The sequence below is a fragment of the Paraburkholderia sediminicola genome (assembly GCF_046030555.1).
GTDB classification, from domain to species: Bacteria; Pseudomonadota; Gammaproteobacteria; order Burkholderiales; family Burkholderiaceae; genus Paraburkholderia; species Paraburkholderia sediminicola_E.
Map to the genome: position 1 here is coordinate 186726 of NZ_JAQQCH010000001.1, position 17995 is coordinate 204720.

The 17995-nt window shown below is 61.0% G+C and carries 18 protein-coding genes; 3 read left to right on the plus strand and 15 right to left on the minus strand.

Features of this window, described 5'->3' with window-relative positions; translation table 11 throughout:
* Nucleotides 1-249: 249 nt before the first annotated feature.
* From efp to PQQ52_RS00870, 3 genes are all read left to right on the plus strand, one after another.
* Nucleotides 250-807, plus strand: a complete 558-nt coding sequence (gene efp / locus PQQ52_RS00860; protein WP_035547317.1) for an elongation factor P — start codon at nt 250-252, stop codon at nt 805-807.
* Nucleotides 808-1091: 284 nt separating this feature from the next.
* Nucleotides 1092-1298 (plus strand): CsbD family protein, encoded by a 207-nt coding sequence (locus tag PQQ52_RS00865; RefSeq protein WP_408205972.1) that lies wholly within the window; start codon nt 1092-1094, stop codon nt 1296-1298.
* A gap of 279 nt (nt 1299-1577) precedes the next feature.
* Nucleotides 1578-2960, plus strand: a complete 1383-nt coding sequence (locus tag PQQ52_RS00870; RefSeq protein WP_408205974.1) for a sigma-54-dependent transcriptional regulator — start codon at nt 1578-1580, stop codon at nt 2958-2960.
* A 189-nt stretch (nt 2961-3149) separates the two neighbouring features.
* Here PQQ52_RS00870 and nagZ read toward each other — a convergent pair whose 3' ends face one another.
* The 15 genes from nagZ to fabF all read right to left on the minus strand — a co-directional run bounded on the left by nagZ (nt 3150) and on the right by fabF (nt 17701).
* Nucleotides 3150-4178: a beta-N-acetylhexosaminidase gene (gene nagZ, locus PQQ52_RS00875; RefSeq protein WP_408205976.1), complete on the minus strand. Its 1029-nt coding sequence runs from the start codon at nt 4176-4178 to the stop codon at nt 3150-3152.
* Between the two features lie 70 nt (nt 4179-4248).
* Complete coding sequence (gene acpS / locus PQQ52_RS00880; protein ID WP_408205978.1) at nt 4249-4692, minus strand: holo-ACP synthase; 444 nt, start codon at nt 4690-4692, stop codon at nt 4249-4251.
* A 16-nt stretch (nt 4693-4708) separates the two neighbouring features.
* Nucleotides 4709-5473, minus strand: a complete 765-nt coding sequence (gene pdxJ / locus PQQ52_RS00885; RefSeq protein WP_153134886.1) for a pyridoxine 5'-phosphate synthase — start codon at nt 5471-5473, stop codon at nt 4709-4711.
* A complete protein-coding gene (gene recO / locus PQQ52_RS00890; protein ID WP_408205980.1) occupies nt 5470-6390 on the minus strand; it encodes a DNA repair protein RecO in 921 nt (306 codons plus the stop codon). Before recO ends, pdxJ begins: the two co-directional genes overlap by 4 nt.
* A complete protein-coding gene (era, locus tag PQQ52_RS00895) occupies nt 6377-7276 on the minus strand; it encodes a GTPase Era (RefSeq protein WP_408205982.1) in 900 nt (299 codons plus the stop codon). The genes recO and era overlap by 14 nt, the downstream gene beginning before the upstream one ends.
* A gap of 55 nt (nt 7277-7331) precedes the next feature.
* Complete coding sequence (gene rnc, locus PQQ52_RS00900) at nt 7332-8582, minus strand: ribonuclease III (protein WP_408205984.1); 1251 nt, start codon at nt 8580-8582, stop codon at nt 7332-7334.
* A 175-nt stretch (nt 8583-8757) separates the two neighbouring features.
* Nucleotides 8758-9651, minus strand: a complete 894-nt coding sequence (lepB, locus tag PQQ52_RS00905) for a signal peptidase I (protein WP_408205986.1) — start codon at nt 9649-9651, stop codon at nt 8758-8760.
* An 18-nt stretch (nt 9652-9669) separates the two neighbouring features.
* Entirely contained in the window at nt 9670-11463 is a 1794-nt protein-coding gene (gene lepA / locus PQQ52_RS00910) for a translation elongation factor 4 (protein ID WP_408205988.1), read from the minus strand.
* A gap of 192 nt (nt 11464-11655) precedes the next feature.
* The gene (locus PQQ52_RS00915) at nt 11656-11946 is read right to left on the minus strand and encodes a glutaredoxin family protein (protein WP_408205990.1); all 291 of its coding nucleotides are present in this window, start codon (nt 11944-11946) and stop codon (nt 11656-11658) included.
* On the minus strand, nt 11943-13466 hold the full coding sequence (locus PQQ52_RS00920) for a DegQ family serine endoprotease (protein WP_408205992.1): 1524 nt from the start codon (nt 13464-13466) through the stop codon (nt 11943-11945). The genes PQQ52_RS00915 and PQQ52_RS00920 overlap by 4 nt, the downstream gene beginning before the upstream one ends.
* Before the next feature lie 37 nt (nt 13467-13503).
* Nucleotides 13504-14547, minus strand: a complete 1044-nt coding sequence (locus tag PQQ52_RS00925; protein WP_408205994.1) for a MucB/RseB C-terminal domain-containing protein — start codon at nt 14545-14547, stop codon at nt 13504-13506.
* 4 nt (nt 14548-14551) lie between these two features.
* Nucleotides 14552-15178 carry a sigma-E factor negative regulatory protein gene (locus PQQ52_RS00930; protein WP_408205996.1) on the minus strand — a complete coding sequence of 209 codons (627 nt, stop codon included), beginning with the start codon at nt 15176-15178 and terminating at the stop codon, nt 14552-14554.
* Between the two features lie 82 nt (nt 15179-15260).
* Nucleotides 15261-15860 (minus strand): RNA polymerase sigma factor RpoE, encoded by a 600-nt coding sequence (gene rpoE / locus PQQ52_RS00935; RefSeq protein ID WP_408205998.1) that lies wholly within the window; start codon nt 15858-15860, stop codon nt 15261-15263.
* A gap of 101 nt (nt 15861-15961) precedes the next feature.
* Nucleotides 15962-16462, minus strand: a complete 501-nt coding sequence (locus PQQ52_RS00940) for a hypothetical protein (protein WP_408206000.1) — start codon at nt 16460-16462, stop codon at nt 15962-15964.
* Nucleotides 16463-17701, minus strand: coding sequence for a beta-ketoacyl-ACP synthase II (gene fabF, locus PQQ52_RS00945; protein ID WP_408206002.1), 1239 nt, complete (start codon nt 17699-17701; stop codon nt 16463-16465).
* Nucleotides 17702-17995 lie beyond the last annotated feature (294 nt).

Below are 17995 nucleotides of genomic sequence, written 5' to 3' on the forward strand. Positions count from 1 at the left end.
TGTCGATCGGTGCCACTCGTGTACACGCCCGCACAGGGTAAAAAGCAGGTAACGGATTGCAGGGGTTGCAGGTTTGCAACTTCGCCGCGAGTCACCGCGGCAAGCCGGCCACGCGCCACGCACTGCTCCCGGCAGGCACCGCTCCCAAGGCGGCGCCGCGCCGTACGTAGTGCAAGGAGCAGCGAAGCCGCTTGCGCCGTATGCCGTTGAGCAAAAGTTGACGCTACTTATTTCGTACAGGACAGTTTTATGAAGACCGCACAGGAACTCCGCACCGGCAACGTAGTAATGATCGGCGCAGACGCGATGGTCGTGCAAAAGGCCGAATACAACAAATCGGGCCGCAACTCCGCCGTCGTCAAGATGAAGTTCAAGAACCTGCTGACCGGCGCAGGCATGGAAAGCGTGTACAAGGCAGACGACAAGTTCGACGTCGTCGTGCTGGAGCGCAAGGAAGTCACGTACTCGTACTTCGCTGACCCGATGTACGTGTTCATGGACGCCGACTACAACCAGTTCGAAGTCGAAGGCGAAATGATGGGCGACGCCCTCCATTACCTCGAAGACGGCATGGCTTGCGAAGTTGTGTTCTACAACGAGAAAGCCATCTCGGTCGAACTGCCGACCACGCTGGTCCGTGAAATCATCTACACGGAACCGGCAGTCAAGGGCGATACGTCGTCGGGCAAGGTGTTGAAGAACGCCAAGCTGACCACCGGTTTCGAACTGCAAGTGCCGCTCTTCTGCAGCATCGGCGACAAGATCGAGATCGACACGCGTACCCACGAGTACCGCAGCCGCGCCTAAAGCGCCTGCAGCCTGACTCCTGCACGGAAGCAAATCCGGCGCAGGGAAAAAATGGCAAAAGAAAAAGCGCCCACCTTGGGCGCTTTTTCTTTTTTGCGCCGCCGTGTATGGTTGAGGAAAACTTTACCGGTGGTTTTCTCAAAAATGCCTGCCCGCGTACCCTTTTCTTCCTGCCTTGCGTCGAACAAACCATTGATAAGCTTAAGTAATTAACTTTGGCACAGTCCATGCTTCTCTGAGATACGGGCCGTAAGGCTTGATTCCCTCAACTCCGGAGATGCGGCATGAATAACGACATCGCTGAAGGCAAGTGGAAGCAAATGATCGGTAAGGCCAAGACAGCATGGGGTGAATTGACGGACGACGAGCTGACCAAGGCAGAAGGCCGCGCCGACAAACTGACTGGGCTGATCCAGGAGCGATACGGTAAGACCCGCGACCAAGCGGAACTCGAGGTAAGACGTTTCTTCGACAGCAACCGGGATTTCTGACCGGTCGAATGAAGGAAATACAGGAGCCTCGCCCACGCGTCATATCGCGTCAGGGCGGGCATCCATTGAAAGTAAAGGACCAGAACTACTTGAGTCGAATCGCTCCCCGCGCCGCACCCATGCCTATTGGGTTGCGGCTATCCCGCCGCCGTGGCAAAGGGTGCCCGCGCGGTATGGCATTCGACCGGCAGTACCGGCCAGCCATCGCGCCCGTGTCGCGCGCCAGCGTATCGGCGCGGCGTACCAGGCATCCCGTCCATCTAAAAAATAGCGCTCGCCATGCCACACGCCCTGATTGTTGAAGACGATCCCAATAGCCTGTCAGGCCTGTCCGCCATCCTCGCTGCCGACGGCTTCTCCGTCGACACCGCGACCACCATCGCCGAGGCCCGGGCGGCATTGACGCGCTTCATTCCCGATGTCGTGCTGGTCGATTTGAATCTGCCGGACGGCAGCGGGCTCGATGTGTTGCAGCACCTGCCCGCGCATCCGCCAGGCGGCGCCCTGCCCGTGATTGTGATGACTGGCAACGCGACAGTGGAGAGCGCGATCGAGGGTCTGCGGCACGGCATCTGGGACTACCTGCTCAAACCGGTCAATATCCCGCGTTTGCGTAGTCTGCTCGCCCGGATTCCGCGTCCGTACGAGCTCACCGAAGAAGTCCAGACGCTGCGCGCGTCGCTGCGTCAACTCGGTCGTTTCGGCTCGTTACTGGGCCGCAGCGGTGCGATCCAGCATGTGTACGACACGATCGAACATATCGCGCCAACCGAAGCCGCCGTGCTGATTTCCGGCGAAGCCGGCACGGGCAAACAGCTAGCCGCGCGCACGCTGCACGACATGAGCCGGCGCCGCAAAGGGCCGTTTGTCACGTTCGACTGCCGGACGACGGGCAGCATCGCGGCACATCGCTCACTCGACAGCCTGCTGTTCGGCCACGAGCGTGGCGCGTTTGGTGGTGCCGAGCAACGCGAGTCCGGCCTGTTCGAGCAGGTGAGCGGCGGCACGCTGTTCATCGACGAAATCGCCGAGCTGCCGCGCGCCCAACAGGAAGCGCTACTGCGTGCGCTCGATTCGCAGACCTTCATGCGGGTCGGTGGCACGAATCAGGTAGTGACCGACTTCCGGCTGATCGCCTCGACGCGCAAAAATCCACGCGCGGCAGTCGCCGACGGCAGCCTGCACGAAGACCTCGCGCTGCGTCTCGAAGCCGCCGCCATCACCTTGCCGCCGTTGCGCGAGCGCGGCGAAGATCCGGCGCTGATTGCGCAAGCGGTCGTCGACGATTTGAATCAGGAAGCGATCGCGCGCGGCACCGCGGACGTCACCAAGCAGATCGGCCCGAATTTCCTGCGCGAGTGCCTTTCGTACGAGTGGCCGGGCAATGTGCGCGAGTTGCAGGACCGCGTACGCCGGGCGTATCACGCGTCGGGCGATGTGCTGGAATCGTTACGCGCCGATGAAGCGGGCTCGATGAACGGGCGCGATCTGAACGGCAGCCGCGTGCAGGTCACCGTCGGCACCCCCCTCGCGGACGTCGAGGAAATGCTGATCCGCGCAACGCTGGATGCAGTCGGCGGCACGCGCCATCGCGCGGCGTCGCTGCTGGGCATCAGTCCGAAGACGCTGTACAACAAGCTGCAACGGATGCGGTTGAACTGACCCGTGAGGCCGGCTTCGCGGCTGGCCAGGCTTGAATAGAAAACGGCGCCCGAAAAAGGCGCCGTTTTTTTGCTCGATACATACGATCTGGTTGCTGATCAGTTGCCTACAGCTTGCTCTTGCTCTTGCTCTTGCTCTTGCTCTTGCTCTTGCTCTTGCTCTTGCTCTTGCTCTTGCTCTTGCTCTTGCTCATGCAAACGCGCTGCGCAACAAGGCCTGCGCTTGCAGATACTGTGGCTCGGCTACAAGCTTGCTCCACTTCAGCGCCTTGCCGCGCGGCCGCATGCGTTTAAGCCGCTGCTGCGACTCCTTCGACGGCGTGAAACGCAGCGCGTCCAGCACCTTCTCCGCTTCGTCCGGCTGATTGCAGATCAGCACCATATCGCAACCGGCCTCCAGCGCGGCGCTCGCGCCTTCCGTCAGCGTGCCGCCCTGGCGCGCGGCTTCCATCGAAAGATCGTCGCTGAAGACGGCGCCTTCGAAGCGCAATTTCTTGCGCAGGATGTCCTGCAGCCAGACACGCGAAAACCCAGCCGGCTTCGAGTCGACCTGGGGATAAACCACATGCGCGGGCAATACGGCCCCGAGCGACACGCCAAGCCAGTCGTACGGCGTTACGTCCTCGCGCAGGATCTCGTCGAGCGAACGGTCGTCGACCGGCATCGCCACGTGGGAGTCCGCGTGCGCGTAGCCGTGCCCTGGGAAATGCTTGCCGCAATTGCTCATGCCGGCCAACGCGAGGCCGTGGTTGAGGCTCTTCGCCAGCAAGGTGACGACGCGCGGATCGCGATGAAATGAGCGATCGCCAATCACCTGCGACTGACCGTAATTCAGATCGAGCACCGGCGTAAAACTCATATCAATACCGCACGCGCGCAATTCAGCCGCGAGGATATAGCCGACCGCGGTCGTCACCTTGGTGGCGTGCAATACGTCGCTATCCCACAGCGCGCCGAGTTTGCCCATCGCCGGCAGCACCGTGAAACCGTCGGTGCGAAAACGCTGCACGCGGCCGCCTTCGTGATCGACGGCAATCAGCAGATCGTCGCGAATCGCGCGGATAGACTCGGTCAGCGCGATCAATTGCGCGCGGCTCTCGTAATGGCGTGCGAACAGAATCACGCCGCCGGTCATCGGATGGGCAAGGCGGCGTTTATCGTCGTCGTTCAGCGTTGTGCCGACCACGTCGAGCATGACCGGTCCGGGAGTGTTTTTCATCGAATTCCGCTAGAAAGAAGCCTGGAGCAAAGAGAGACGTCGGCCGACGTGCACCGCGTTCAAGATATTTTTATTCGTCGCTGGCGGGCGCGTGGGGAGCGTCCGATCCTCGTGCCCCATCCCCTGTTTCAGCGATCACGAACGACACGGCGTAGTCGTGTTCGTCGCTAATCGTCACGCGCGCCGTGATGCCGCGCGCGTCGAGCCATTCGGCCAGCTCACCCGAGGCCACCACCATCGGCTCGCCGCTCGGTTTATTGAGCGTTTGCAACGCACGCCAGGTCATCGGCCAGCGCATGCCGAGGCCGATCGCTTTCGAGAATGCTTCTTTGGCCGAGAACCGCGTGGCGAGAAATGCGAGTCCACGCACCGCCGAACGCGCGTGGCGCGCGTGATAAACACGCAGCTCGTCCGGACCGAGCACCTTCTCGGCGAAGCGGCCGTTGGTGCGTGTCATCACCGCGGCCACACGGCTGACCTGAACGATGTCCGTGCCAATGCCGTAGATCGTCATAGGCGCCGCCGCGGCCTTAAGCGCTTGCGCCGAGACGAGCGGCGACCATGATCGCCTTCATCTCGCGCACAGCGTTGTCCCAACCGGCGAAGATCGCGTGCGCGACAATCGCGTGGCCGATATTCAACTCGACAATGCCTTCGATCGCGGCGATCTGCTGAACATTGGTGTAGTGCAGGCCGTGACCTGCATTGACCTTGATGCCGAGCGTTGCACCGAACTCGACGGCACGCACCACGCGTTCATATTCGCGCTGCTGCTCGGCGGGATCGTGTGCTTCCGCATAGCGACCGGTGTGCAGCTCGATCACCGGTGCGCCCGCTTCGTGCGCCGCGCGGATCTGCGTTTCGTCCGGATCGATGAAGAGCGACACGCGCGAGTTCGCTGCGGCGAGTTGCTTGCATGCGGCGCGCACGGCTTCGAACTGGCCGGCGACGTCGAGGCCGCCTTCCGTCGTCAGTTCCTGACGCTTTTCCGGCACGAGGCAAACGTCGTGCGGCTGCACTTCACATGCGATATCGAGCATCTCCTGAGTGACCGCGCATTCCAGATTCATGCGTGTTTTCAAGAGCGGCCGCAGCTTGCGCACGTCGGCATCGACGATATGGCGGCGGTCTTCACGCAGATGCAGCGTAATCACATCGGCGCCGGCCTCTTCGGCCATCAACGCAGCGCGGATCGGATCGGGGTACGACGTGCCGCGCGCATTGCGCAGCGTGGCGACGTGATCGATGTTCACGCCCAGGTCAATCACATTCGGCGACGTAAGAAAGAAGCTCATAGGTTCTGCAAGTCGATCAGTATCTGGCGCGTCGCGAGCGGCGTGCCGCCAAGGTAAGTGTTGAGCAGATAACGCATCAGCGTTTTGCTTTGCGCCACCGTCTGCGCTCGATGGTAATCGTCCTTTTCCATATCGAGCAAGGTCTGTCCGGAGATTACCGGCCATTGCGCTGGCAGATCGTCGGATGCTTCGCGCACGCCGCGCTCCGGGTCGAACACGTAGCGGCCTTCAGCCTGCACCGCTTTGCGCGACACGGTCCGATCGAGCGCCATCGCATAACCGGTTTCGCGCAGCAGCACACGCTCGAACGAACGCAACACCTGCACGGGCGGCTCGTCATGCGCGAGGCGCGTCATCGTGACGACGTAGTGATGGAATAGTTGCGGATGCGGGTCTTCGCGTGCGCAGAATTTAACCAGCAGCTCGTTGACATAGAAACCGCAGAGGAGCGCGTCGCCCGCTAAAGGCAACATGCCGCCGACCCATTCGGCACCGGTCAGCGTGCGCACTTCCGATTTGCCGGACCACGACAACGCCAGCGGCTGGAAGGTCTGCAGCACGCCTCGCAAGGCGGAGTGCGGACGTTTCGCGCCCTTCGCGACGAGCGCGAGACGGCCGTGATCGCGCGACAGCACGTCAATGATCAGACTGGTTTCACGGTAGGGATAGCTGTGCAGGACGAAAGCGGGTTGCTCCGCGATCCGGTAATCGGAAGCGGACGTACGCGGCGCGCGGCGCGTCGGCGCTTTGCGCGGCTCGGCTTCGGCGCCCTGAGTAGCCTGAGCGCCTTTGGCACTCGATGAGGATTTTTTGGTACTGCGAGCGGGTTTGGATGGCTCGCGGGCCGGCGCTGCCGGCTCCGAGTTGTCCGGGTCAGCGTCGGAATTCAGCGTCATCCGCGCGTCATTCGTACCCATACGCGCGGAGTCCAGCTTCGTTGTCGGCCCAGCCGCTCTTCACCTTGATGAAGGTTTCCAGATACACCGGGCCGTCGAACAGTTTTTCCATATCGAGGCGCGCTTCAGTGCTGATCTGCTTCAGCTTGGCGCCCTTCTGGCCGATGATCATGGCTTTTTGCGTATCGCGCTCCACCATGATGGTCGCAAAAATGCGCCGCAGACGCCCTTCTGTCTCGAACTTGTCGATCAGCACGGTGCTCGTGTACGGCAGTTCGTCGCCGGTCCAGCGGAATACTTTTTCGCGCAGGATTTCGGCGGCAAGAAAACGCTCGCTGCGATCGGTCAGGTCGTCTTCACCGTAGATCGGTGCGCCTTCCGGCAGGAATGGCTTGATCGTTGCCAGCAAGCGCTTGATGTCGTCGGGATTCTTCGCCGACAGCGGCACGATCTCGTTGAACTGACGCAGCGCACTCACTTGCTGCATGAACGGATACAGCGAATCCTTATCCGACACGCGATCGAGCTTGTTCGCGATCAGCAGCGTGGGCACCGACGGCGGAATCAGGTCGAGCACCTTCTGGTCGTCCGGGCCGAAGCGGCCAGCTTCGATCACGAACAGAATCGCGTCGACCGAACTCAGCGTGGACGTGACCGCGCGGTTGAGCGAACGGTTCAGCGCGCCGCTGTGCTTGGTCTGGAAACCCGGTGTGTCGACGAAGATGTACTGTGCGTCTTCAAACGTATGAATGCCGGTGATGCGGTGGCGCGTGGTCTGCGCCTTGCGCGACGTGATACTGACTTTCTGGCCGACCAGCGCGTTCATCAGCGTGGACTTGCCGACGTTCGGGCGGCCGACGATCGCGACCATGCCGCAGCGAAAACCAGGGGGAGTGGGAGCGTTCATATTCGGGCTACGGCAAGTTCAGACCGACGCGCGGGGAATGGCGCGCCGATGGCAATCAATGGCCCGCGTCGGCGACGCGGGTTTGCACCGCGTCGACTACGCCGGGTTCGTCTTCGATAGGTGCCGGCACGCCAGGCGTGGGAACGGCTTCACGGCTGCGGTGTTTGTCGGCGCTACGGACGGCGGCAGCATCAGGCTTAGCTTCGGCGGTCTTAACGTCCGCAGGCTTGGCGCCTTCGGATCGGACTTCGGCTGATTTAGCATCCAGCTTTTCGGCTGGCTTCTCCGTCGCCGCTTTGTCGGCAGACTTGTCATTTGCATGGGAGGCTGCCTTATCGGCTCTTTCCGCCCTATCCGCGCGCTCTGACTTGTCCTGGCCGCTATATTCGACGTGCGCGGCGCGAATCACGGCCAGCGGCGCAGACGTCGCGGTCAGGGTCGACCGTTCGGCTGCGGACTCCGCTGCCGACGCCGTACGGGCCTCACCCCGCCCGGTTCCGCGATCACTTTTGCGATCCGGGCTGCGCAAATCGAGCGCGGCCTGCACACCGGTCACACCGGGCACAATCTCGGGCTCGGCATTCTTCGCCGCACGGGCGCCTTTCGAACGCTTGGGCTTGGCGACCACCGCGGGCGCGGCGGCCATCACTTCGTCGAGCGCCTTCTTGGCCGCAGCCTGCTCGGCAGCCCGACGGCTCGCGCCGGAGCCGGACACTTTGACCTCCAGCTTCGGCACCGTGCATTCGACTTCAAATTGTTGATTGTGCGCCGCACCATGCGTCGCGACGACCGTGTAGGTCGGCAACGCGATCTTGTGACCCTGCAGGTATTCCTGCAGCAGCGTCTTGGCGTCTTTGCCGAGCGTGCGCGGGTCGATGTGATCGAGAATCGGCACGTAAAGGCGCTTGACCACCGTCTGAGCGGCATCGAAACCACCGTCGAGGAACACCGCGCCCAGCACTGCTTCGAGCGTGTCAGCGAGGATCGACGGACGGCGGAAGCCACCGCTACGCAGTTCGCCCTCACCGAGACGCAGCCCTTCAGAAATATTCAGGGCCTGAGCGATTTCGTAAAGCGATTGCTGTTTGACCAGATTGGCGCGGACGCGCGACAGATCGCCTTCGTCCAGTTTGCCGAAACGTTGGAACAAAAGCGCAGCCACCGCGCAATTTAGAACGGAGTCGCCGAGGAACTCGAGCCGTTCGTTATGCGTGGCGCTATGACTGCGGTGCGTTAAAGCCTGGCGCAACAATTCCGCATTGCGAAATTCGTAGCGCAGACGGCTTTCCAACGGAGATAGGGGCATGGGCAGAGTATAACGCGGGCGCCTGCCCCGGCGAAAACGCGGGACGGCCAGCGGAAAAAGCGTAGTGAAGCGACGTTACCGCAGATTCTTAAAGTAGCGTGATAACACGCGGCGACGGAAATGACCTAGGTGTGGGCCACCGCCGCGGCGTGTTGTGCAATCAATGCATGCCCGCTCAGTGGAATGAGCCGATGCGTTTCAGATTGCTGAAGTTCATCCAGATGAAAAACGCGCGGCCGACGACATTCTTGTCCGGCGCAAAACCCCAGTAGCGGCTATCAGCGCTGTTATCGCGGTTGTCGCCCATCATGAAGTAATTGCCCGGCGGTACTTTGCAGATCACGCCGCGTGCGTTGTACGTGCAGTTATCGCGATACGGATAATCTTCCGCGCCGACGATGAACGGCGGCACAGCCGGGTTGTTCAGAATTGCGTTCTTGCTGCCATCGAGATCTTCTTCGAATTGCTTCGCGTAACCGAGGCGCTCTTCGTCGAGGTAGTCAGGCAGCGCCGTTTCCGGCACCGGCTTGCCGTTGATCGTGAGTTGCTTGTCCTGATAAGCAACGGTGTCGCCCGGCAGGCCAATCACGCGCTTGATGTAGTCGACGGATTCGTCTTTCGGGTAGCGAAACACCACGACGTCGCCGCGCTCGAGCGGACGGCCTTCGGTGAGCTTCGTGTTGGTGATCGGCAGACGGATGCCGTAGTCGAATTTATTGACGAGGATGAAGTCGCCTACCAGCAGCGTCGGCACCATCGAGCCTGAAGGAATCTTGAACGGCTCGACCACGAAGGAGCGCACCACAAACACCACCAGAATTACCGGGAAGAAGCTCGCCGAATACTCGAGCCACCACGGTTGGCGCAGCTTGTCGTCACGCAGACGGGCACGTGTTTGCGCCGCGTTTTCGTCGGCGAAACGCTCGCCGACGCGTGCCTGCTGGCGGTCGAACTCGGCGACCACCGCATCCGCCGCGCGCCGCCGCTGCGGCACGAAAATCAGTTTGTCTGCGACCCATGCGACGCCCGTCAAAATGACGAGCACAAAAAGAATCAGCGCAAAATTCATAGGGTTCCGTTGTTCGTCTTATTTGTCTTCGACACGCAGGATCGCGAGGAAAGCCTCTTGCGGAATCTCGACCGATCCCACCTGCTTCATTCGCTTCTTGCCTGCCTTTTGTTTCTCGAGCAGTTTCTTCTTACGGGAAATATCGCCGCCGTAGCATTTTGCCAGCACGTTCTTACGCAACGCTTTAATGTTTTCGCGCGCAATGATGTTCGCACCGATAGTGGCCTGAATCGCGACGTCGTACATCTGGCGCGGAATCAGTTCGCGCATCTTCGCCGCCACTTCGCGGCCGCGATACTGGCTTTGCGAACGGTGCACGATCACCGACAACGCATCCACCTTGTCGCCGTTGATCAGCATGTCGACCTTCACGACGTCTGCCGCGCGGTATTCCTTGAACTCGTAATCCATCGACGCGTAGCCGCGCGAGATCGATTTCAGACGATCGAAGAAATCGAGCACGACTTCGCCCATCGGGATTTCATAGGTCAACTGGACCTGGCGGCCGCGATACTGCATGTTGATCTGGTTGCCACGCTTGTTTGTACACAGCGTGATTACCGCGCCAACGTACTCTTGCGGCATGTACAGATTCACCGTGACGATCGGCTCACGTACTTCCTCGATCTTCGACGGCTCCGGCATCTTGGCCGGATTTTCGACCATGATGGTCGTGCCGTCGCGCTGCAGGACTTCGTACACTACGGTCGGCGCCGTGGTGATCAAGTCCATGTCGAACTCGCGCTCGAGACGCTCCTGCACGATCTCCATGTGCAACAGGCCGAGGAAGCCGCAACGGAAACCGAAGCCGAGCGCCTGCGACACTTCCGGCTCGTACTGCAGCGAGGCGTCGTTGAGCTTCAGCTTTTCCAGCGAATCACGCAGCGCGTCGTACTGGTTGGCTTCAACCGGATAGAGGCCGGCGAACACCTGCGGCTTCACTTCCTTGAAGCCCGGCAGCGGCTCGGCAGCCGGACGGTTCACCAGCGTGACGGTGTCGCCCACCTTCGCTGCGGCCAATTCCTTGATGCCGGCGATGATGAAACCCACCTGCCCTGCGGACAATGATTCGAGATTCTTCGACTTCGGCGTGAACACGCCGACGTGCTCAACCGGGTACTGCGCGCCGGTCGCCATCATGCGGATCTTGTCTTTCGGACGAAGCGTGCCGTTCATCAGACGCACCAGCATCACGACGCCGACGTAATTGTCGAACCATGAGTCGATGATCAGCGCCTGCAACGGCGCTTCCGGATCGCCCTTGGGCGGCGGCACTTTGGCGATCAGTGCTTCGATCACGTCCTCCACGCCAAGGCCGGTCTTCGCGCTGCAACGCGTAGCGTCGGTTGCGTCGATACCGATCACGTCTTCGATTTCTTCGATTGCGTTCTCAGGGTTCGCGGCCGGCAAGTCGATCTTGTTGAGCACCGGAATCACGTCGACGCCAAGCTCGATCGCCGTATAGCAGTTGGCGACGGTTTGCGCTTCCACGCCCTGGCTCGCGTCGACGACCAGCAACGCGCCTTCACACGCGGACAGCGAGCGGCTGACTTCGTACGAGAAATCGACGTGGCCCGGCGTGTCGATCATGTTCAGGTTGTAGATCTGCCCATCACGGGCCTTATAGGTCAGTGCGGCGGTTTGTGCCTTGATGGTGATGCCGCGCTCGCGCTCGAGATCCATCGAGTCGAGCACTTGAGATTCCATCTCGCGGTCGGACAAGCCACCGCAGATCTGGATGATGCGATCGGCGAGCGTCGACTTGCCATGGTCGATGTGCGCAATGATCGAAAAGTTACGAATATGATCCATTCAGTACCGATCAAGCGAAAAAGGCGCGCCCGGACAATAGCGGAGCACGCCTTGTAAGTAGGTGAAAAACCTATCTATTTTAGCCGAAAAGGCTATCGCCCGGCGCATCTTGCGAGGCTCGAGCGGAAAAGACGGCTCAGGAGAGACGTGAAACCGGGGGTCAACGACGCAGGTTTGCGCCTGGTTGGGCCCTTAATTGGACCCCGAATGTGTGGATCCCGAATGCGCCGCCACAAAGCGTGCGGCGAGCGCGGCGCGAACCCGCGCCGCGTCAAGGTGATAGTGACACAGTTCGACACCGTCGCAGAGCAGAACCGGCACTAGCTCGTTGTAACGGGCTTCCAGCAATGGATCGGTGTCAATGTCGATCACGACGACTTGCGCGCCGAATTCGGCCAGCAAAGGCTCGAGCGCGGCACGCATGTCGTCGCATAAGTGGCACCACGCGCGCCCATAGAGCGTGAGCGGTGCCACTTTCTTCATTTCTGCGCGCTGCGCGGACGAATCGGCACGAACTGTGTGTTCTCGCCGCGACGGACCAACAGCGCCACCATCTTCTGCGGGTCCAGGTGCGAGGTCAGGTCGTCGAACTGCTTCGCGCTCGTGATATCCGTATCGCCCACACGCAGGACGATGTCGCCCTTTTGCAGCCCGACGCGCACAGCCGGGCCATCTACTGCGTCGATCTGCACACCGTTGTGCAGTTTCAGCGCTTTCAGTTGATCAGACGGAATATCGCTAACGGCGAGACCCAGCACGTTGGTGGCGCGCTGCTTCGGCACTGGCGGCTTCTTCTGATCCGCCTTGGCTGTCTTGTCCGGCTGCATCTCGGCAATCGTGACCGGCAGATCACGCGTCTGGCCCTTGCGCCAGATCGTAACAGTCGACTTGGTGCCCGGCTTCGTATCGCCGACCATGCGTGGTAAGTCCGTTGCTGTGTCGACCGAATGGCCGTTGAACTTCAGGATGATGTCGCCCGGCTGCACGCCGGCCTTGTCCGCCGGGCCACCCGGTTCGACGCTGCTGACCAGCGCGCCCTGCGCCTTCGGCAGGCCGAGCGAATCGGCTACGTCCTTCGTCACTTCACCGATCGCCACCGCGATCCGGCCGCGCACAACCTTACCCGAGGTTTTCAGCTGGTCCGCTACGCGCATCGCCTCGTCGATCGGAATCGCGAACGAGATACCCATGAAGCCGCCAGTACGGCTATAGATCTGCGAATTGATGCCGATCACTTCGCCCTGCATGTTGATCAGCGGGCCGCCTGAATTGCCCGGATTGACGGCCACGTCGGTCTGGATGAACGGCAGATAATCGCCCGTGTCGCGCCCCTTGGCGCTGACAATACCGGCCGTTACCGTGTTCTCGAGACCGAACGGCGAACCGATCGCGACCACCCACTCGCCCACACGCACCTTGTTCGAGTCGCCAATCGTAATGGTCGGCAAGTTGGCAGCACTGATCTTCACGACGGCAACATCGGTCCGATCGTCCACACCGATCAGTTTGGCCTTGAACTCGCGCTTGTCGGTGAGGGTGACATAAATGGTGTCCGCGTCGTCCACGACGTGCGCATTGGTCATCACGTAGCCGTCTGCCGACAGAATGAAGCCTGAGCCGACGCCGCTGTTCTGTTCCGGATCGCTGTTATCCGGCGAGTCCTGGCTGCCGCCGCTACCGCTTCCGCCGTTATCGCCGCCGCGCGGCGTACCGGGCGAACCCGGTGATTGTGGCGACTGCGGCAACGGGATACCGAAGAAGCGGCGGAAAAACTCCGACATGTCGCCGTCGTCCATACCTGGCGGCAATCCGCCGCGGGCGCTGCTGTTCGACACACGTGTAGTCGTGCGAATGTTGACGACCGCCGGACCAACCTTGTCGACGAGGTCAGTAAAGTCGGGCAGATTGGCTGCGGGAGCCGCCGACGCCGTGTGCGGTACGAGCGGCAAACACGCCGCTACCACCGCGGCCGCGAGGAATTTGCGCACCGAGAAAGTCGTCATATCGTAGCAAGCCGAGGGATTCGAGTGATTCGGAGGATTACTTCGGAGCTTTATATTCTATGGCAGACGCAAATTGCTGCAATGTGGTCTGGGGCACTTCACCAAGCAGAGTAATCCAGAAGTCGCCGCGGCGCTTGACCAGAACGTGGGTGGCGCCACTGCTACCCGCGCCTTCCTTGCGAGTGTTGTTCTCGACCGGCTCGACAAACACCGAAATGGCCGCGAGGCCGTCGGAGAACACGGCCTGATCGACCGGAATGGTCGGCTGGCCCGCATCACGCGCGGCCATTGGGCGGCGCAGTTCGCGAATCTTGCGGAAGCCCGGCACTGTCGGCGTGATCTGCCACCCTTGCGCAGCCATATCGACCGGCTCGACCGGCGGACGCACGACTGTCCAACCTGCCAGATTACGAATTCCGTTGACGATCGCGGTCTTGTCGACCGGCACGCCGATGCGAATCTGCGAAAACGACAACTGCTCGAGCACCTGGCCATTCGGGTCAAGCGTCTGCGCACGCAGCAGCAGACCGGTCTTCTTGTCGGCCCACAGCTTGTAAGCAAAGCGGTATACGTCTTTCGGATCGAGCTCGATCACCTGACTGTCGATACCCGCGACGCGGTCGTCGCCGAGCAGCTTCGGCTCGTACACAGACAACACCTGCTCGCCGTTTACAGCGAGCAGAGCAGGAAACGAATCTTTGTTCTGGCGCTTCTCGACCACGCACAGATGCCGCTCGGGCACGAATGTGTAGAGATCTTCGTTATGGCGAAGCATTTTGCGCGGCTTGCCGTCGAGACTTTCGAGTTGCTCGAATTCGCCGTCCGTGCGGGTTGCGTAGTGCGCGATTTGCGACGTCTGAACGAAATTGCCGCGTTGATAGACGAACGCGCCCTCGTAGTTCTGCTGCTGGGCGGCCTGATGGATTCGATCGAGCAGCTCCGCGGCCGTGCGACGGGCGACGAGTGGATCGTCGGTTTGTGCAAAGACCCGCGGTGTAGCGGACAACAATACGGCTGCGCAGAACAGAAATGCCGGCAGCCGCCCCCAGATAGTCGTTTTATTCAACCGCGGAGTCTGCATCAAACTATTGGCCTTGCGTAGAAACTGCGGCAGCGCGAATCAGCGGCATCGAGCCCGGCATGACCGGTTGTTGCGCGAATTGCTGGTGAGCTTCCAGATACTGATCGAGACTTGCGTCACGAATGATGTTGGCGTCTTGCGCGACCGGCTGGACCGTAGCGGCAGGCACCGACGCCATGGACACGCGTTGCAGCGAATCGCCGTGTGACTGGATGGACGCGACTTGCGTCACGCCCGGGCCACCCGGTACACCTTGCAGTTGCGGCACGACGATCCACGTCAGCGTGGCAGCGGCAGCGGCGACAGCAAAGGCCGGCACAACCCGGCGACGCAGCGCCAGCAAGCGACGCGCAACCGGCATTGCGGCAGGCGCGAGCACGTGCGGCTCATTGTCGAGACGTGCGGCAAAACCGCTCAGGAACGCGTTGCTCGCCGCTGGGCTAACCGCCAGATCGTCGGAACGCAGAGCGTCGCCGATCAGGTGATAGCACGACCAGGCGGCACGATCTGCGCCATCCAGTCCGGAAACAAACGTGTTGAGATGCTCTTCGCCGAACAACTCACCGTCGACAAAAGCGGACAGACGCTCGCCGCGCGAGCTGGCTTGCGATTGCATCGAGACCGACCCCATGATGCTCCCCATCTTACAAATACCCCGTAGTGACACCACTAATCCAGATATTGCACCCGCGTCCCGTCCGGCGGACTGGTGTTTACCAGCGCTTGCCTTCAGGTGTGTCAAGCAACGGACGCAATTTTGCCGCAATGGCTTCGCGAGCGCGAAAAATTCGTGATCTGACTGTGCCAATTGGGCAGCCCATCATCTCAGCGATTTCCTCGTAGCTCAAACCTTCAATTTCACGAAGAGTAATGGCGGTGCGCAACTCTTCCGGTAAAACCGCCATTGCAGCATTGACCGTCTCAGCGATCTGCTTGCTCATCAACATCGACTCAGGCGTGTTGATATCCCTTAGTTGGTCGGCGTCCGAGAAAGTTTCAGCTTCTTCAGCATCTGCTTCGGTCGAAGTCGGTGCGCGCCGCCCTTGGGTCGCAAGGTAGTTCTTTGCCGTGTTGACTGCAATCCGGTACAACCACGTATAAAAGGCCGAATCTCCGCGAAACTGCGGCAACGCCCGGTACGCCTTGATAAAGGCGTCCTGGGCGACGTCTTCCACTTCAGCCGGGTCCCGCACGAGACGGGAGATCAGCCGGAGAATCTTACGGTGGTATTTGGAGACCAGAAGCTCGAACGCGGCCTTGTCGCCCTTCTGGACGCGCTCGACCAGCAACTGATCAATTTCTTTTTCGCTCACCTGATAAATCCGTTAACTATAGGGCGCATGGCGGGGGACCATTGTAGCGTCCCCATCATCGCGGCACGTTACTCAGGTAACAGCGGTTACAGTCGTTACAGTCAGGCTCCGGCGCCATGCCGGCCCAGCACGGCCAGCTCCCGGAAGACAGACGCCGGAAGCGCGTCAGCGGCAAAAAGTAGCGTGCGGGAGCGCCCATGGTCTGGCACCAGCGCCAGAACGAGCAAGCGACCACTCCATTGTGAGCAGCCAGCAATGCGGCCCTGCATGAGCAAACTGCCGGCCCGATCCCAGGCTGACAATCCGTCCGGGCCGATTTTCAGCGCAACAGGCTGCGCATGCTCATGTTTTACCGCACGGAGCGTCAGTAGCGCCAACACGGAAAGCGTCAACGAAACCGCCTGCCACGTGCCCAGATGCGACGCGAAGCAGGTATAGGCGGCCAACGTCGACATCAGGACGAACACCCCTAAAGCAACGCGTATGGCGACGGAGCGCCGCAACGTAATCCGTTGCGGCGCTCCGTCGGGCGTTGCCGATTCAAGGGAAACCGCCGGACAAGCCGGCGTTTTCGACTGGCGTGTCACCAAACGATCGGGCAATCAGGTGCGCTTGAAGACCAGCGTGCCGTTCGTGCCGCCGAACCCAAACGAGTTCTTCAGCGCGACGTCGATCTTCATCTCCCGCGCGGTGTTGGCGCAGTAATCGAGATCGCAGGCCGGATCCTGATTGAAGATGTTGATCGTCGGCGGCGACACCTGATGATGCACGGCCAGCACGGTGAACACAGATTCCAGACCGCCGGCGCCGCCCAACAGATGGCCCGTCATCGACTTGGTCGAATTCACGACCATGTCTTTGGCGTGGTCGCCAAAAGCACGCTTGATGCCGGTGGTTTCAGCCAGATCGCCGAGCGGCGTGGACGTGCCATGCGCGTTCAGGTAATTCACCTGATCCGAGTTGATACCCGCGTTCTTCAAGGCAGCCAGCATGCAGCGGCGCGCGCCGTCGCCATCTTCCAGCGGCGCAGTCATGTGATAGGCGTCGCCGCTCATCCCATAGCCGCTGACTTCGGCGTAAATCTTCGCACCGCGCGCCTTCGCGTGTTCGTACTCTTCGAGCACCATCACGCCAGCACCCTCGCCCAGCACGAAACCGTCGCGATCCTTGTCCCACGGACGGCTCGCCGTTGCCGGATCGTCATTGCGTTGCGACAGCGCACGCGCCGCCGCAAAGCCGCCGACACCGAGCGGCGACACAGTCGATTCGGCGCCGCCAGCGATCATCACGTCGGCGTCGCCGTATTCGATCAGGCGCGAAGCCTCACCGATACAGTGCAGACCCGTGGTACATGCCGTCACGATCGCCAGGTTCGGACCCTTGATGCCGAACTTGATCGACAGGTGGCCCGAGATCATGTTGATGATCGAGGCGGGCACGAAGAACGGCGAAATACGGCGCGGGCCGCGATTCAGCAATTCGGTCTGCGTGTTTTCAATCATCGGCAAGCCGCCGATCCCCGAACCGACCACCACGCCGATGCGCTCCGAATTCTCGTCGGTAACTTCGAGACCGCTGTCCTGCATCGCCTGGATGCCGGCTGCGACGCCGTAATGAATGAACGTATCCATGTGGCGCGCTTCCTTACCGGGGATGTAGTCCTCGATATTGAAGCCCTTCACCTCGCCGGCGAAACGAGTCGAAAAGTTCGACGCATCGAACTTCGTGATATTGGCAATACCCGACTTGCCGGCGACCAGATTGGCCCAGCCGTCGGCAACATTATTGCCAACAGGCGAAATCAGCCCCAGGCCTGTAACAACAACACGACGGCGGCTCACGGTAACCCCTTTTTCATAGATGACAAAAGCAAAAGCCACAGCGGCCACAGGAACCTGCCCTGTGTGCCCTGTGGCTGTTAAGCGCCCCCACACCCGATGTTTCACACCAGGTCCCCACGAAGGGGCAATCCCCCAAGGGGACTTCCTGCGGGGCGGAAAACGCGGGGCGGCCCGGCGTTTCCTTGAAAGTCGGCAATCGCGCGGAAACTTGCGCTGTCAACATCGCTGGCTCCTGCACGGCAAAAAGCGCCAGCCCTGCTGGTGTCGGAAACCGACACGGCAGGGCGTCATACG

Bases quoted from the DNA above. Each gene is read 5' to 3' on its own strand.
- lepB (WP_408205986.1), bottom strand. From the start codon at position 9,651: ATGAATTTTGCGCTGATTCTTTTTGTGCTCGTCATTTTGACGGGCGTC.
- PQQ52_RS00870 (WP_408205974.1), top strand. From the start codon at position 1,578: ATGCCACACGCCCTGATTGTTGAAGACGATCCCAATAGCCTGTCAGGC.
- acpS (WP_408205978.1), bottom strand. From the start codon at position 4,692: ATGACGATCTACGGCATTGGCACGGACATCGTTCAGGTCAGCCGTGTG.
- lepA (WP_408205988.1), bottom strand. From the start codon at position 11,463: ATGGATCATATTCGTAACTTTTCGATCATTGCGCACATCGACCATGGC.
- PQQ52_RS00930 (WP_408205996.1), bottom strand. From the start codon at position 15,178: ATGGGGTCGGTCTCGATGCAATCGCAAGCCAGCTCGCGCGGCGAGCGT.
- era (WP_408205982.1), bottom strand. From the start codon at position 7,276: ATGAACGCTCCCACTCCCCCTGGTTTTCGCTGCGGCATGGTCGCGATC.
- PQQ52_RS00865 (WP_408205972.1), top strand. From the start codon at position 1,092: ATGAATAACGACATCGCTGAAGGCAAGTGGAAGCAAATGATCGGTAAG.
- pdxJ (WP_153134886.1), bottom strand. From the start codon at position 5,473: ATGAGCTTCTTTCTTACGTCGCCGAATGTGATTGACCTGGGCGTGAAC.
- PQQ52_RS00915 (WP_408205990.1), bottom strand. From the start codon at position 11,946: ATGAAGAAAGTGGCACCGCTCACGCTCTATGGGCGCGCGTGGTGCCAC.
- nagZ (WP_408205976.1), bottom strand. From the start codon at position 4,178: ATGAAAAACACTCCCGGACCGGTCATGCTCGACGTGGTCGGCACAACG.
- rnc (WP_408205984.1), bottom strand. From the start codon at position 8,582: ATGCCCCTATCTCCGTTGGAAAGCCGTCTGCGCTACGAATTTCGCAAT.
- PQQ52_RS00925 (WP_408205994.1), bottom strand. From the start codon at position 14,547: ATGCAGACTCCGCGGTTGAATAAAACGACTATCTGGGGGCGGCTGCCG.
- efp (WP_035547317.1), top strand. From the start codon at position 250: ATGAAGACCGCACAGGAACTCCGCACCGGCAACGTAGTAATGATCGGC.
- recO (WP_408205980.1), bottom strand. From the start codon at position 6,390: ATGGGTACGAATGACGCGCGGATGACGCTGAATTCCGACGCTGACCCG.
- PQQ52_RS00920 (WP_408205992.1), bottom strand. From the start codon at position 13,466: ATGACGACTTTCTCGGTGCGCAAATTCCTCGCGGCCGCGGTGGTAGCG.